The 14300-nt window shown below is 73.6% G+C and carries 13 protein-coding genes; 3 read left to right on the top strand and 10 right to left on the bottom strand.

Annotated elements, in window-relative coordinates; genetic code table 11:
- Positions 1–21 precede the first annotated feature (21 nt).
- From AB0F10_RS09120 to AB0F10_RS09075, 10 genes are all read right to left on the bottom strand, one after another.
- Positions 22–870 carry a serine hydrolase gene (locus tag AB0F10_RS09120; protein WP_360621705.1) on the bottom strand — a complete coding sequence of 283 codons (849 nt, stop codon included), beginning with the start codon at positions 868–870 and terminating at the stop codon, positions 22–24.
- Positions 867–1511: a response regulator transcription factor gene (locus tag AB0F10_RS09115; RefSeq protein WP_360621703.1), complete on the bottom strand. Its 645-nt coding sequence runs from the start codon at positions 1509–1511 to the stop codon at positions 867–869. The genes AB0F10_RS09120 and AB0F10_RS09115 overlap by 4 nt, the downstream gene beginning before the upstream one ends.
- 1 nt (position 1512) lies before the next feature.
- Positions 1513–2730 carry a sensor domain-containing protein gene (locus AB0F10_RS09110; protein ID WP_360621701.1) on the bottom strand — a complete coding sequence of 406 codons (1218 nt, stop codon included), beginning with the start codon at positions 2728–2730 and terminating at the stop codon, positions 1513–1515.
- Positions 2727–4046 (bottom strand): ABC transporter permease, encoded by a 1320-nt coding sequence (locus AB0F10_RS09105; protein ID WP_360621699.1) that lies wholly within the window; start codon positions 4044–4046, stop codon positions 2727–2729. Before AB0F10_RS09105 ends, AB0F10_RS09110 begins: the two co-directional genes overlap by 4 nt.
- The gene (locus AB0F10_RS09100) at positions 4043–4765 is read right to left on the bottom strand and encodes an ABC transporter ATP-binding protein (RefSeq protein ID WP_360621697.1); all 723 of its coding nucleotides are present in this window, start codon (positions 4763–4765) and stop codon (positions 4043–4045) included. Before AB0F10_RS09100 ends, AB0F10_RS09105 begins: the two co-directional genes overlap by 4 nt.
- 75 nt (positions 4766–4840) lie before the next feature.
- On the bottom strand, positions 4841–5515 hold the full coding sequence (locus AB0F10_RS09095; protein WP_360621695.1) for an ElyC/SanA/YdcF family protein: 675 nt from the start codon (positions 5513–5515) through the stop codon (positions 4841–4843).
- A 96-nt stretch (positions 5516–5611) separates the two neighbouring features.
- Positions 5612–6448, bottom strand: a complete 837-nt coding sequence (locus tag AB0F10_RS09090) for an NAD(P)-dependent oxidoreductase (RefSeq protein WP_360621693.1) — start codon at positions 6446–6448, stop codon at positions 5612–5614.
- 44 nt (positions 6449–6492) lie between these two features.
- Complete coding sequence (locus AB0F10_RS09085; protein ID WP_360621690.1) at positions 6493–8775, bottom strand: glycoside hydrolase family 3 N-terminal domain-containing protein; 2283 nt, start codon at positions 8773–8775, stop codon at positions 6493–6495.
- A 193-nt stretch (positions 8776–8968) separates the two neighbouring features.
- Entirely contained in the window at positions 8969–9715 is a 747-nt protein-coding gene (locus tag AB0F10_RS09080; RefSeq protein ID WP_360621688.1) for a Crp/Fnr family transcriptional regulator, read from the bottom strand.
- A gap of 23 nt (positions 9716–9738) precedes the next feature.
- On the bottom strand, positions 9739–10254 hold the full coding sequence (locus tag AB0F10_RS09075) for a Pycsar system effector family protein (protein WP_360621686.1): 516 nt from the start codon (positions 10252–10254) through the stop codon (positions 9739–9741).
- Between the two features lie 209 nt (positions 10255–10463).
- Here AB0F10_RS09075 and AB0F10_RS09070 point away from each other — a divergent pair, with 209 nt between their 5' ends.
- Genes AB0F10_RS09070 through AB0F10_RS09060 form a run of 3 tightly spaced genes read left to right on the top strand, consistent with a single transcriptional unit; the run spans position 10464 to position 14277 of the window.
- Entirely contained in the window at positions 10464–11189 is a 726-nt protein-coding gene (locus AB0F10_RS09070) for a hypothetical protein (RefSeq protein ID WP_360621684.1), read from the top strand.
- The gene (locus tag AB0F10_RS09065; protein ID WP_360621682.1) at positions 11186–13441 is read left to right on the top strand and encodes a hypothetical protein; all 2256 of its coding nucleotides are present in this window, start codon (positions 11186–11188) and stop codon (positions 13439–13441) included. The genes AB0F10_RS09070 and AB0F10_RS09065 overlap by 4 nt, the downstream gene beginning before the upstream one ends.
- A gap of 2 nt (positions 13442–13443) precedes the next feature.
- Positions 13444–14277 (top strand): hypothetical protein, encoded by an 834-nt coding sequence (locus AB0F10_RS09060; protein WP_360621680.1) that lies wholly within the window; start codon positions 13444–13446, stop codon positions 14275–14277.
- Positions 14278–14300: the final 23 nt, after the last annotated feature.

Genomic DNA, 14300 nt, shown 5'->3' with positions numbered 1-14300 from the left:
TGTCTTATCTCGTCGCGGTAGCTACTTCGGCGTCTCCGGCAGGTTGTCCAGCATGGCCCGGCCGATCCTGGAGTGCGCCCGCACCGCCGGGTGGGTCGCGCCGTAGTTGTCCGGCTCGCCCAGGCCCTCGGCGAACATCGCGTAGGTCAGCAGCGGCCCGCCGTTCTCGCCGAACATGACGCCGGCCTCGTGCCGCGACTCGCCGAGGCGGTTGAAGTCGGCGCCGTGCTTCGTCGCGATCCGCCCGCGCTCGCGCGACGACATCACCCGGCGGACCCCGTCGTGATAGCCGTTGTGCCCGCGCAGGATGCTCAGCAGGAAGTCGCAGGAGTCCGGCGCGAGCAGCGTCCGGCTCGCGAGCCGCCAGAGCAGGTCGTGCGTCTCCCGCGGGGTGGTGGTGCCGAGCAGGAAGCGGCTCGGGTCGGCCACCGGCTCGACCCGGGTGTGCGCGAAGCCCAGCGCCGCGAGAATCTCGTTCATCTCGGCCGCCGGCACCACCCGGCCGCACATGCGCACGGCGGTGTTGTCCGAGACCAGCAGCATCGCGGTGAGGAAGTTGGCGACCGTGATCTCGTCGCCCCAGACCCGGTGCAGGTGGTAGCTGCCCGAGCCGCCGAGGATGAGGCCCGCCGGCAGGTCGAGCCGGGTGCCCAGGGTCAGCCCGCCCCGGTCGATCCGGTGCATGACCGCGACCGCCACGGCGAGCTTCTGCACGCTGTAGCCCTGGGTGACGTGATCGGCGTCGTCCTCGAGGATCGGCCTGGGCCCGCCGTCCGGGCCCACGGCGGCGATGTGGGTGTGCCACACGCCGCCCGCCGCGGCCTTCTGCAGCCGGTACACCCTCCTGATCCGCGCGGCCGGGCCGCTCATGAGCGGAGATACCGCAGCACGGCCAGGACGCGCCGGTGGTCGGTGCGCGCCTGCGGCAGGTCCAGCTTGGTGAAGATGGCCGTCACGTGCTTCTCGACGCTGCGCTCGACCAGGTGCAGGGTGTCCGCGATGGCCACGTTCGAGCGCCCCTCGGCCAGCAGGCCGAGGATCTCCCGTTCCCGTTCGGTGAGCCGGGCCAGCCCGGCGTCGACGGCCGGCCCGGCGAGCAGCTGCCGGACCACCTCCGGATCCAGGGCGGTGCCGCCGTCGGCGACCCGCCGCAGCGCGCCGATGAACTCGTCGGTGCTCACGATCCGGTCCTTGAGCAGGTATCCGACGCCGCCGACGTGCTCGGAGAGCAACTGCCGCGCGTAGCTGGTCTCGACCCACTGCGAGAAGACCAGGACCCCGACCCCGGGGTACGCCGACCTGATGGTCAGCGCGGCCCGCAGTCCCTCGTCGGTGTGTGTCGGCGGCATCCGGACGTCGACCACCGCGGCGTCGGGCGGATCGGCGGCGACGGCCGAGAGCAGCGCGCCCGCGTCGGCCACCGCGGCGGTCACCTCGATGTCGTGCTCGCCGAGCAGCAGCGCGATGCCGTCGCGCAGCAGGGCGTTGTCCTCGGCGATCACCACGCGCATGTCAGGTCTCCACGGGAAGGGTCATGGTCACGGTCGTCGGGCCGCCCTGCGGCGAGTCGACGGCCAGCGAGCCGTCCAATGCGGACGCCCGGCGCGCGAGGCCCGCGAGCCCCGTACCGGAGGAGGCCAGGGTCGCGCCGCCGCGCCCGTCGTCGGTCACCGTGAGCAGCAGCAGCCCGTCGTCGGTGCGCAGGCCGACCCGCACCCGGCTCGCCTGCGCGTGCCGCGCGACGTTCGTGAGCAGCTCGGCCACCGCGAAGTACAGCGCGGAGGCGGTCGCGTCCGGCGGCCGGGCGGCCAGGACGACGGTGACCTCGGCGGGCACGGCGCTGCGGGCCGCGAGGGTGGTCAGCGCGACGTCGAGGCCGTCGTCGAGCGCGGGCGGGTGCATGCCGCGGACGATGTCGCGCAGCTCGGCGAGCGCCTCGGTGACCGTGCCACGGGCGTCGGCGGCCATCGTGCGCACGTCCTCGTCGGCGGTGCGGTGCTCGATCCGCGACAGGGTGACGCCGAGCGAGACCAGCCGGGCCTGGGTGCCGTCGTGCAGGTCGCGTTCGACCCGGCGCAGCATCGCCGTCGCGTCGGCCTGCAGGGCGGCCCGGCCGGCCTCGAGCTCGGCGATGCGCCGCTGTGACCGGCTCGGGTGCAGCAGCGCCCGGACCAGGAGGCGGTCGCCGGCGACGACCAGCCGCATCCACCACGGCACCGCGAGCAGGACGGCGGCGCCCTGCAGCGCGACCCGCCAGGTGCCCGCCCAGCTGTCGGTGTCGAACGCGCCGAGACCGGTCGGCGTCACGAACCACCACAGTGGATAGGTGAGCGCCGACGGCGCGATGACCAGGGCGACCGCCGCCGGATACGCGCCGACGATCGTCAGCGGCCAGCGGGCGAGGCAGTAGCCGAGCGCGCGCCACGCGGCCGGGTCGAGGATCAGCGCCAGGATCCGGCGCCAGAAGGTGCGGGCCGGCAGCGGCGGCGGGTCGCCCCACTCCCAGCCGAGGAAGTAGCGGGCGTGGCCGCGGAACCAGCGCGGGCTGAGCCGGGCCAGGGCCAGCACCCCCACCAGGATCGGAAGGCCGACGGTGAGCACCGAGGGCGCCAGCGCGATGATGCCGAGCAGGCCGAGCACGAACGTCGGCGCGGTGACCAGCACCCCGGTGATCAGGTAGCCGAGCTCGCGCCAGGTGCGCGCCGTCAGCCAGGCCCGCAGCACGATCATGCGACCACCTCGATCGGCGGCCGGCGCAGCGCCAGCGCCGCCGGCAGGACGGTGCCGGCCAGCACCAGCGCCGCGGTGCCCAGCACGCCCGCGAGCAGCCACGACGGCGGCAGCCACGGCGTCCAGGTGCCCAGCGCGGTGTGCAGCAACGGCAGCAGCGTCGTCGTCGCCACGACCGCAGCCACCGCCAGCGCCGTACCCGTCACCACCAGAGCCTCGCAGAAGATCACGGCCAGCGTGCGCCCCCGGGTGCCCCCGGCGAGTTGGGTGACCGCCAGGTCGCGGCGCCGGCTCAGCATGAGCGTGACGAGGGTGTTCAGCGCGGCGACCGCCGCGAACACCGCGTAGACGGCCGTGCCGGAGTACTCCAGCCAGCGGTCCGCGGCCGAGCCGGGATCGCCGGTGACGTGCACCCGGGTCGTGTACGAGACGACCTTGACCGCGGCGAACGCCACCGCGAGGGTGAGCGGCACCAGCGCGCCGGACAGCGCCTTCGCGCGTACCCCGATGTTGTCGGCGGCGAGGCGCCCGGCGTCGCCGAGCAGGCGCGCGGCCGGCGCGGCGACGGCGAGCAGCGCCGGGCCGAGGCAGCCGGCGCCGACGCACATCGCCAGCATCACGAAGAGGCCGGCCTGGTCGGCGATCGCCGCGGAGCGGCCGGCGATCGCCGCGGACAGCCCGATCCCGCCGCAGATCAGGAGCAGGCCCACCACGGTACGGACGACGCCGACCCGCCGCCGGGGCGCCGCGGTCTCGGCCAGCGCGACCGCCGGGCGTACCCGGGAGGGCCGGACGGCGGCGACGAGCGCGCCGATCAGCGAGGTGCCGACGGTGATCGCGAGGGCGATCGGCAGCGCGCCGCCGTGCGCGTGGAAGGTGACGGCCGGCGGGGCGATGCCGTGCGAGACCAGGGATTCGAGCCAGGCCCGGGCGCCGAACGCGCCGGACGGCACCCCGGCGAGGGTGGCGGGCACGGCCACGCACGCGGCCTGGGCGGCGATCGCCCGCCGCACCCGGCCCGGGGTGGCGCCGATGGCCCGGACCAGGGCGATGTCGCGGGCCTGCTGCGCGATCGTGGCGTTCATCGTGACGCCGACGATGATGATCGACAGATAGATCGCCAGCATCAGGAAGACGACCGCCATGTCGGGCAGGCCGCTGTCGGTCACCGCGCGCCGGGCGGCGGGGTCGAGCGGCGACCGGTCGATCGAGGCCATGATCCCGAGCGCGGCCGCGACCAGCGCGGCGGCCAGGAACTGGGTGGCGGCCGGGCCGAGGAACGACCACGGGTTGCGGCGCAGCGCCTGCCGGATCACGCCGCCACCGCCGCGGAGACGCCGCGCAGCCGGTCGGCGATGGTCGCGGCGTCCGGTGTCGCGTCGTCGGCGGCGAGGGCGCCGTCGCGGAGCAGGATCAGCCGGTCGCTCCAGGCGGCCGCCGCCGGGTCGTGGGTCACCATCACCACGGTCACCCCGTCGCGGTCGACCGAGGCGCGGAGCAGGCCGAGGATCTGGCCGCCGGTGGCGGGGTCGAGCGCGCCGGTCGGCTCGTCCGCGAAGATCACCGCAGGGCCGGTCACCAGCGCCCGGGCGATCGCCACCCGCTGGCGCTGGCCGCCGGAGAGCTCGCCGACCGGGCGCCGGCCCAGCCCGCCGAGGCCGACGGTCTCCAGCACGTCCTCGATGCGGCGCGGGCGCGGCCCGCCGAGCCGGCCGGGCAGCGCGACGTTCTGCCGCACGCTGAGCTCGGAGAGCAGGTTGTAGGACTGGAAGACGAAGCCGAGCCGGTCGCGCCGCAGCCGGGTCAGCGGGCCCTCGCGCATCCGGGTGATGTCGCGCCCGGCGAGCCGCACGGTGCCGGCGCTGGGCCGGTCGAGCCCGGCGGCGCAGTGCAGCAGCGTGCTCTTGCCCGAGCCGGTCGCGCCCATGACGGCGACGAACTGCCCGCCGGGCACGGCCAGCGACACGTCACGAAGGGCGACGACGCCGCGGGGGAAACGACGGGTGACACGGGTGAGTTCCAGGACCGGTTCCATGCGTTCCAGCCTGGTCGGCGGGGGCGCCGCGGTCAGCCGGGCAGGCCCGCCGGCCCTGGTACGGGAAACCGAACCTCAGCGGCTCGCGAGCGCGTCGCCGACGCCCGGCTCGTTCGGGCCGAGGAAGACCGGGTCGCGGCCCGAGACCACGTCGAACAGGGCCTTGACCACCGCGCCGCGCTCGCGGATCACGCAGTTGCGCCACGGCTCGGTGTAGATCCGCACGCTGTCGTCCCCGACGCCGTTCGCGGCGACGCCGAGGCGGCGGCACAACGCCACCGCCCGGTCGATGTGGTAGCTCTGCGTCACCACGATCGCCGCGTCGACCCCGAAGACCTGCTTGGCCCGGGCGCACGAGTCGTAGGTGTCGAAGCCCGCGTGGTCCAGCACCACCAGGCGGCTGGGCACGCCGCGGTCGGTCAGCCACCGGAACATCGCGCCGGGCTCGTTGTAGCCCCAGTCCATGTGGTCGCCGGAGACGAGGATCGCCTTGACCTTGCCGGCGGCGAGCAGCTGCCGGGCGATCTCCAGCCGGGCGGCGAGGAACGGCGACGGGTTGCCGTCGGGGTAGACCTCGGAGCCGAGCACGAGCGCGACCGGCGCGGCCGGGACGTCGGCCGCGCTGTACACGTGGCCGGAGGCCTCCGCGCGCACCCAGAGGTCACCGGTCGCCATCGCGAGCACCGCGACGGCCACGCCGAGCGCGCCCGCCACCACGGCACGCTTGAACCACGTCTTCAACCTGACCATGTCCGCCACCCTGTCAGCCGCCGTCAACCGCGTGCCGGCGACGACCGGGTTACGCATGAGCGGCCCAGGATACCCGTCGGGCCGGCCGGCGCCCGGTCACGAGCGCCAGGAGTGCTCGGGCTCGTAGCCCAGGACCCGGCGGGCCTTGTCGATCGAGAGCAGCGTCTCGTGCTCACCGAGCTCCCTGGTCACCGGTACGCCCGGGAAGACCTCGGCCGCCAGCGACGCGCTGGAGCGGCTCATGACCGTGTCGGCGTTGGCGATCACGAAGACGTCCATCCCCCGCGCCTGGTGTGCGAGGGCCCGGCGGACGGCCTGCGCGCCGTCGCGCGCGTCGATGTAGCCCCACAGGTTCCAGCTGCGGGCGCGCGGATCCGCGTCGAACGAGGCGAACTCGGCGTAGTCCTGCGGCTCCATGACGTTGGAGAACCGCAGGCCGATCATCTTGAGCTGGGGGTTCCACCGGCAGAACTGCGCGGCCATCTGCTCCTCGAGGTGCTTGACCAGCGAGTACGTCGACTCCGGCCGGGCCGCGTACTCCTCGTCGACCGGGAGGTACGGCGGCGGGGTGGCGAACGGCAGGCCGAGCACGGTCTCGCTGGACGCCCACACCACGTTGGTGATCCCGGCGAGCCGGGCGGCGGCGAAGACGTTGTAACTCGCCGTGATGTTGTGGTGGAACGTGGCCGCGTTCGGGATGAGCCCGGGTGCGGGGATCGCGGCGAGGTGCACGACGGCGTCGATCCGGTCGTAACGGTCGTCGATGCGGGTGAGCGCCTCGACGGTCTGCCCGTAGTCGGTCAGATCGATCTTGAGTGCCGGGCGCGGCGCGGCCACGTCCAGGTTGACCACCTCGTCGCCGTGCGCGACCAGGTCGTCGACCACGGCGCGACCCAGCTTGCCGCTTCCACCGGTGACCGCGATCCGGGCCATCTCGATCCCCTCTCCACCTGCCTGTCGAGCAGTATCCGGTGGGTTCAGCCGATCCGGAAGCGGGCGGCGGTCAGGCTCTCCGGGCGCGAGTCGGGGCCGACCAGCAGGTCGAAGTCGCCGGGCTCCACGACCCGGCGGGCGTCGGCGGTGACCAGGGAGCATTCGGCGGCCGGCACCTCGATCCACACGGTCACGCTCTCGCCGGGCGCCACGTGCACCTGCCGGTACGCCTTCAGCTCCCGCGCCGCCCAGGTGACGCTGGTGACCAGGTCGCTGACGTACGCCTGCACGGTCTCCAGCGCCGGGCGGGTGCCGGTGTTGGTCAGCCGTACGCTCGCCCGCACGACGCCCGTCGGCGACACGTCCGGATCGGGGATGCTCAGGTCCGAGTACTCGACGGTGGTGTAGCTCAGGCCCTGGCCGAAGGCGAAGAGCGGATCCTGGGTCAGGTCCGCGTAGCGGGTGCCGTGCTGGCCGCGTACCTGGTTGTAGTAGACCGGCTGCTGGCCGACGTGCCGGGCGGCCGAGACCGGCATCCGGCCGGTCGGCTCGACGAGGCCGAGCAGGAGCTCGGCCAGGGCCCGGCCGCCGCGCATGCCCGGGTTGAACGCCTGCACGATCGCGGCCGCGTCCAGCGCGGACTGCGGCAGCGCGGCCGGCTTCGAGTTCAGCAGCACCAGCACGAGCGGGGTGTCCGTCGCGGCGAGCGCGTCGAGCAGCGCGATCTGGCCGCCCTGCAGCTCCAGCGTCGCGGTGGACCTGCTCTCGCCGGTCAGCGCGACGGTGTCGCCGACGACCACGACCGCGTAGTCGGCGGCGCGGGCGACGGCGACGGCCTCGGCGATCAGCGCCGGGTCGGCGGTGGCCGGCTCGGAGATCGGCGGCCGGGGCTGCCCGTCCGGGTACGCGGCGCCGGCCGGATCGGGCACCAGCCGCTCGATCTCGGCGCCGAGCGCGGTCGTGATGTTCCACCCGGCCGGCGCGAGGGCCCGGAAGCCGTCGAGCACGGTCTCGATCAGCTCACGGGGCTGCCCGTCGGGCATCCAGTCGACCTGCCCGGACGCGCCGGCCCAGTCGCCGAGCTGGGACTGCGGCGCGTCGGCGTTCGGGCCGATGATCGCGATCGTCCGCGCGGCGCCGGTGTGCGCGGCCCGGCCGTCGCCGCCCGCCGTCAGGCCGCCGGCCAGCGGCAGCGTGCCGTCGTTGGCGAGCAGCACCAGCGAGCGGCGGGCGATCTCGAGGTTGAGCGCGGCGTGGTCGGCGTGCCCGATCACGGCGGCCTGCCGCGCGGCGTCGGGCGCCCGCGGGTTCTCGAAGAGGCCGAGCTCGAACTTGAGGCGCAGGATCCGCCGGACCGCGGCGTCGATCTCCTCCTCGGCGATCAGGCCCCGCTCGACGGCGGTCTGCGCGCCCTCGAAGAAGCCCGGCGTGGTCATCACCAGGTCGTTGCCGGCCCGCACGGCCTGCGCCGAGGCGTCGACGAGGTCGGCGCAGACCTGCTGCTCCCAGACCATCCGCCCGACGTTGTCCCAGTCGGTGACCAGCGTGCCGGCGAAGCCCCACTCCTGCTTGAGGACGTCGTGCAGCAGCCACCGGTTCAGGGTGATCGGCACGCCGTCCATCGACTGGTAGCCGAGCATGAACGTGCGGCAGCCCTCGCGGGCGACCCGCTCGAACGGCGGCAGGAACCAGGAGCGCAGCTTGCGCGGGCTCAGGTCGGCCTCGCTGGCGTCGCGCCCGCCCTGGGTCTCCGAGTAGCCGGCGAAGTGCTTGGCCGAGGCCAGGATCGCGGTCGGGTCGGCGAGGCCGTCGCCCTGATAGCCGCGGACCATCGCGGCGCCGAGCTCGCCGATCAGGAAGGGATCCTCGCCGAAGGTCTCGTTGAGGCGGCCCCAGCGCAGGTCTCGGGCGATGCACAGCACGGGGGAGAAGGTCCAGTGGATGCCGGTCGCGGAGACCTCGATCGCGGTGACCCGGGCGACCCGCTCGATCAGCTCCGCGTCCCAGCTCGCGGCCATCGCAAGCTGGGTGGGGAAGACGGTGGCGCCGGACCAGAAGCCGTGGCCGTGGATGCAGTCCTCGGCGGTGATCAGCGGGATGCCGAGCCGGGTGCCGGCGGCCAGGTCGACGGCCTCGAGCATGCGCTGCGGCGAGGCGTGCAGGATCGAGCCCGCGAGCCGGGTGCCGACCGATTCCTTGAGATCCTGCCGCGCGTCGAGCTGCAGCATCTGCCCGACCTTCTCGGGCAGGGTCATCCGGCCCAGGAGATCGTCGACGCGCTGCTCCACGGAGAGGCTGGGATCACGGTACGGGTCGTCAGCGGCCACGAGTTCCTCCGGATCGACCGCACGACACACGGTCTTCGAAACGCAACACATCGGTAAGCGTTCGGAAGTGTCGCACAGCCCGGAACCGGTACCGGCGCCCACCGGGGTCGGATCTTTGGTCAATCAGTACCGGAACCGGATCGAACGGGAGCGAATTTGTGCGTTCCGGTGCCAGACGTCGGCTTGGCCCGGCTCAGTAGAGGTCGGGCCGCCGCTGATCCGGTGCCATGTCCGCGCTGCCGCGAAGCTCGGCGAGATTCCAGATGGTGATCCGGCCGTACCGGGTGCTGATGAGATTGGATCGGCGCAGGTCCCGCAGCGCCTTGTGCACGGTGATCTCCGCGGCGCCGCACATGGTGGCGAGCTCGGTCTGGGTCAGCCTGACCCCGATCTCCAGGGCGCCGCCGCGGCGCTGCTGGCCGTAGAGGTCGGCGAGTTCGGCCAGGACGCGGGCGAGCCGGGTCTTGAGCGGGTACGAGGTGTAGTCGATCCGGCGCCGGTTCGACCAGCGCAGCCGTTCGGCGACCATGGTGGCCAGCTCGACCGCGGCGCCGGGGAACTCGTTCAGGAACGGGGTGAAGTCCCGGCGGTGCACGAACCTGACCAGGCCCGTCCCGCACATGGTCACGGTCGCGGAGCGCGGCGATCCGCTGAGCGCCGACATCTCACCGAGCAGGTCCCCGGCGACCCGGATGGAGAGCAGCGCCGCGCGCCCGTCGGCCATCTCCGCGGTCACCTTGGTCAGGCCCCGCTGGATGACGATCACGTGCGACTCGAGGTTGCCCTCCCGGATCAGCACCCGGCCGGGCGCCACGCGCTGCTCGACGCCGAGCCGCAGCAGCGCCCGCGCCGTCGGCGGGGCCAGCCTCGCCAACAGGGTGCCGACCGGCCATTGTGGTGTGTCCGTTTCGCCCACCCGAGACTCCCGAGCGCCCGCCATGTGCACCCAACGCTATCGCGAGCCTACTGTGAGGCGCCGATCAGGCATAGCCAGCCGACGATGGCCGTGGTCGAGCCGGCCATCGACCACATCGCCCAGCGGATGAGCTCGTACTTGCGCCGCGCCGTACGCGACAGCCGCATGGCGAGCCGCCAGGCGTCGTCGGATGACTCACGGTAGTGGGCGCGCGGCGGCGCGTCCCGGGTCGCCAGCGCGGGGAAGGCGAAGAGGTTGCCGGTGCCCTCGCCGCTGAGCCGGGGCCAGATGACCGCGCCGAGCAGGCTCAGCGAGCCGCCGAGCCCGGCGACGAGCAGCACCGCGAGCAGGATCGCCGCGGGGCGGTCGGCGGGGCTCGAGTGCCAGACCCGGGAGGCGTCCCCCGCCCGGCCCAGCGCGATCGTCAGCACCGAGAGCTGGAATCCGACCAGCCCGGCGGCCTTGGTGTCGGCGCGCCGGATGGCGATCTGCACCCGCTCCAGGGCGGTGAGCGCGATGGCCAGCTCCTGCTCGGTGGCCACGGTTGCGTTCTGCTGCTCCATGTCTACAGCAGACCGCATCCCGGCCGCGGCGATCCGATAGAACGACGGCTTGTGACCGGCTCGCAAACCCGTATTTCTACGGGGTGCCGGCGGGCGCCGCGGCCTAGGAAGTAATCAGCCGGCGAAGTGTCGAGCCGGATGGGTCCTTCCTGGAGGTCGACGTGGGAGACAGCTCGCGTCCCTATCGGCGGTTGGTCATGGTCGCCGACATGGAGCGTTACAGCGCGCTGAGTTCGGTGCTGCAGAACCGGGCGCAGGGCGCGTTCCTCGACGCGCTGGACGCGGCCGGCACGGCCGCCGGGCTCGATCGGGGCGCGTGGCGGCGCCAGTCGAGCGGGGACGGCGAGCTGGCCGTGCTGCCGGCGGACGTCGACGAGCCCGCGCTGCTGAGCGCGTTTCTGGTGAAGCTGGACGGTCAGCTGCGGGCCTACAACGCCGGGCGTGAGGCGAGGATCCGGATCCGGGTCTCGGTCCATCAGGGACTGATCTTCCAGGACAGCCGCAACGGCTTCGCCGGCGAGGCGGTGAACACGGCCGCGCGGCTCGTCGACGCCCCCGCGCTGAAGCGGGCGCTGAGGGCGTTCCCCGCCGCGGCGGTGGCGTGCATCGTCTCCGAGGGCATCCACCGCGACGTCGTGACGGGCGGCTACGAGGGCATCCGGCCCGAGCGGTTCCGGCGCCTGCGGGTCGTGCTTGCCGACAAGGGTTTCGACGAGTGGGCCTGGCTGGAGATCGTCGGCGAGGACGCCACCGGGATCGATCTGGCGCCGGTCGCCGAGGAGCCCGGCCCGGACGAGGCCCCGGCCGGGCCCGAGGAGGCGCCGACCGGCGGGATCCGGGTCGGCGACGTGGACAACCGCAACGGCCAGGTGGCCATCGGTCACGGCGCGACCGCCGTCGGCGGCAAGGGCCACCGGATCCGGTTCCCGCGATGAGCGACGAGCCGCAGGAACAGCCTCCCGTCGAGGCCGCGAGCCCGCAGGACAGCAGCGCCGCGCCGGAAGCCGAGCCGGAGACCGCGCCGGAGTCCGCAGCCGATGACCCGAAGCCTGCCGCGGGGCGGGCGGGCGACGACGTGCCCGACGACTTCGTGGTGGACGAGACGCAGACCATCGGGCAGGCGGACATCAACCGCCAGCTGTTCGACATGCTCGGCCGCCTCGGCGCCACCACGACCGGCAACATCCGCAACGAGGGGCAGACCGCGGTCGGCGACGGCGCCACCGCCGCGGAGTCCATCCTCTACACCACCTTCAACGTCGGGCAGAAGGGCAAGAGCTGGTCCGGGGCGGTGCCGCGGGAACACCTCGACCGCCTGGTCGCCGCGTACGCCACCGGGCCCTCGGACGCCGAGCTGGCGAGCGTGCTCACGCTCCGCAGCGTCGTCTATCTCAGCGCGCGCCCGGGATGGGGCCGGTACGCCGCCGCGCAGGTCGCGCTCGCGACCCGGCACTCTCCCGACCGGGTGGTGATGATCCACGTCGCGCCCGGCGAGCGGATCGTCGAGGCCGTCGAGGACGACAGCTACTTCGAGGGGCACGGCCACGTCGTCGACGCCACCGACGCGCACTCGATCGGCTTCATGGACCTGCTGTCGATCGACCGGCACGCCCGGGCCAAGAAGGCGACGGTCGTCGTCATCGGCCCGCTGGCCGAGCGCGGGCACGACCTGGGTTCCTACCTGTTCAGCCACCGCCGGCCGACCGCCGTCGCGGCGTTCCGCAGTCAGCTGACCTACCTGCTGAACAAGCGCGGCAAGTGTGTCGCCCGCTGCCCGGTGTGCCGGCTCGACTGCGTGCCGGCGTACCTCGACGGCTGCATCTCCCAGCATGCGCTGCGCTCACACCTCAACGAGACGCTCTCCCTCGAGGACGCCGCCAAGATCGCCGCGGTGATCGGCGGGGCCGCGCCCGGCACGGATCTCGACCGGCTGGTGGCGGACATCCTCAACCAGCGGCTGCACGCACAGGCGCGGCTCGTGCTGCGGGCGTCCGACGAGGAGAGCCGCACCGACCGGGAGCTGTGGAGCGGCACCGCCGACTACCGGCGGGCCTTCCGTCTCGCCTTCGGCGCGCTCGAGGGCGCGCCGATGGCGGCCGTCTACGGCGCGGCCGACCGCCTGATCCGGATCCAGCGGGCGGAGAACACGGACGTCGTCGCGGCGCCGGATCCGGTCGAGTTCGAGCTCGACTGCCTGCTCTCGTACGGGATGCAGGTGCCCGGGCTCGACGCCCCGCCCGTCGGCAGGCCCCGGATCGCGCGGATGGCCAACCCCGAACTCGTGCCGGCGATGCTCGACGTCGGCTGGAACGAACGCGGGCTGGGCCCGCGGCTGATGCGGTGGCTGGGCGAGCTCGCGGTCGAGCCGTTGCCGGTGGTCCGTGAGCGGGCCGCGATGATGGCCGGGCTGCTGAGCTTCAGCGACTACGACGCGGTCATGGACGGCCTCATCTCGCCCTGGGCCCGCAGCCGGGGGATGCGTCCGCGGCAGGCGGCCGGCCTGAGCCTGCTGTCGTGCGCGCACAACCCCGCCCTGCACCCGAACCTGCGGCGGCAGATCGACCTCTGGATGGACCGGTCCAAGGGCAGCGTCTACACCCGCGACACGGTCGCCTGGGCCTACGCGTACGGCCTGGGCGCGGCGTTGCCGTACGAGGGGCTGGGGCATCTGCGCCGCATCGGCAAGGACCGCTGGCAGCGGCGCAGCTTCCTCGTGGCGTTCGGGGTGGAACAGGCGTACGCCCGCGAGCGCGCCGCGTCGGTGCTGGACGAGCTGCTGGAGTGGGTTCGGGCGAACGACGAGGAGAAGCGGCTGCAGGTGCACGCGGCCCGCGCGTTCGTCCGGCTGGCCCGCCGCGAGACGCTGCTCGGCGAGGCGCGCTGGCCGGAGCTGCTGCTGCGCAGGCACCGCGGCGACGTCGGCGAACGGCAGCTCGCCGACCTTTGGCACGCCGCGTTGTGCCTGCCCTCGACGGCGGCCTCGGCCTGGCAGGCGTTCACGGCCTGGCTGGTCCTCGGCGACGGCCGGCCGGAGATCGCGGACCGGATGCTCGACCTGATCCGGGCGCTCGCCGCCGACGCCCGTCTCCGGTCCCGCCTGCGCCATCAGCGCGACCACGTCTGGTTCGAACGGCGGCCGTCGAGCCGGTTGCTCGCCGCCGCGTCCCTGCTCATCGGAGAGGACTGATCATGTCAGCGCACACGCATGCCGCGGGGTTCGACGCCCCGTCCGAGGCCCGCACGCACGGTCGGCGGGGATGGTTCCAGAACCTGTTCGCCCCGCCGCACGAGGCGATCCGGCTGGGGCCGTACGGCGCGGAGCGCGAGCTCACCTGCCGGCAGGAGCCGGCCGAGCCGCTCCGGGTCCTCGCGGACGGCGACGCGTTCTCCTTCAAGGTGTTCCCCACGTACGAATGGCGGGCGTACGCCGACAGCATGGAGGAGCTCGAGGACTGCACGGCGCGGCTGCTGCCGCGGGCCCGCCGTACCGTCCTGCACGTGCTGCGGCCCATCGCGTGCGCGCACCAGCCGCACCGGGCCCGCGACTTCGAGACCGAGGTCAACAAGCGGACGGACGGCGAGTGGCGCAGGCTCACGGACGAGGGCCGGGACTTCTGGTTCATGTTCACCGTGCGCGCGGAGCCGGACGATCTCGTCCAGGAGCAGATCCGCCCGTACTGGGCGGCGCGGATCAGGGCCGAGTGCGATCACGCCCTGGGCCTGCAGAAGGCGCAGCAGGCCGACGAGCTCACCCGCAGGTGGTCGGCGATCTTCGACACTCTCGAGAAGGATCCGCGCGCCGCGCACGCCGCGAGGCTCAGCGGCGAGGACTTCGCCGAGGTCTTCGGCGCCTTCGTCGGCGGCCGGCAGAAGGCGGTGCTCGACCTGCTGCAGCTGCTGCGGGACGCGGTGAACGGGCAGGGTGAGGCCGGTCTCGGTCCGTCCGAGTACACCCGGGCCTGGGACGAGGCGCTCAAGGCCTTCCAGCAGCAGTACGGCTTGAAGGCCACCGAACCCGAGTGACCCGGCCGGGTGAATGCATAATA

The organism is Actinoplanes sp. NPDC026623, assembly GCF_040638275.1.
In the GTDB taxonomy this organism is placed as follows: Bacteria; Actinomycetota; Actinomycetes; order Mycobacteriales; family Micromonosporaceae; genus Actinoplanes.
Note: the sequence above shows the minus strand (reverse complement) of the source record. Positions and strands in the feature narration are given on the sequence as shown.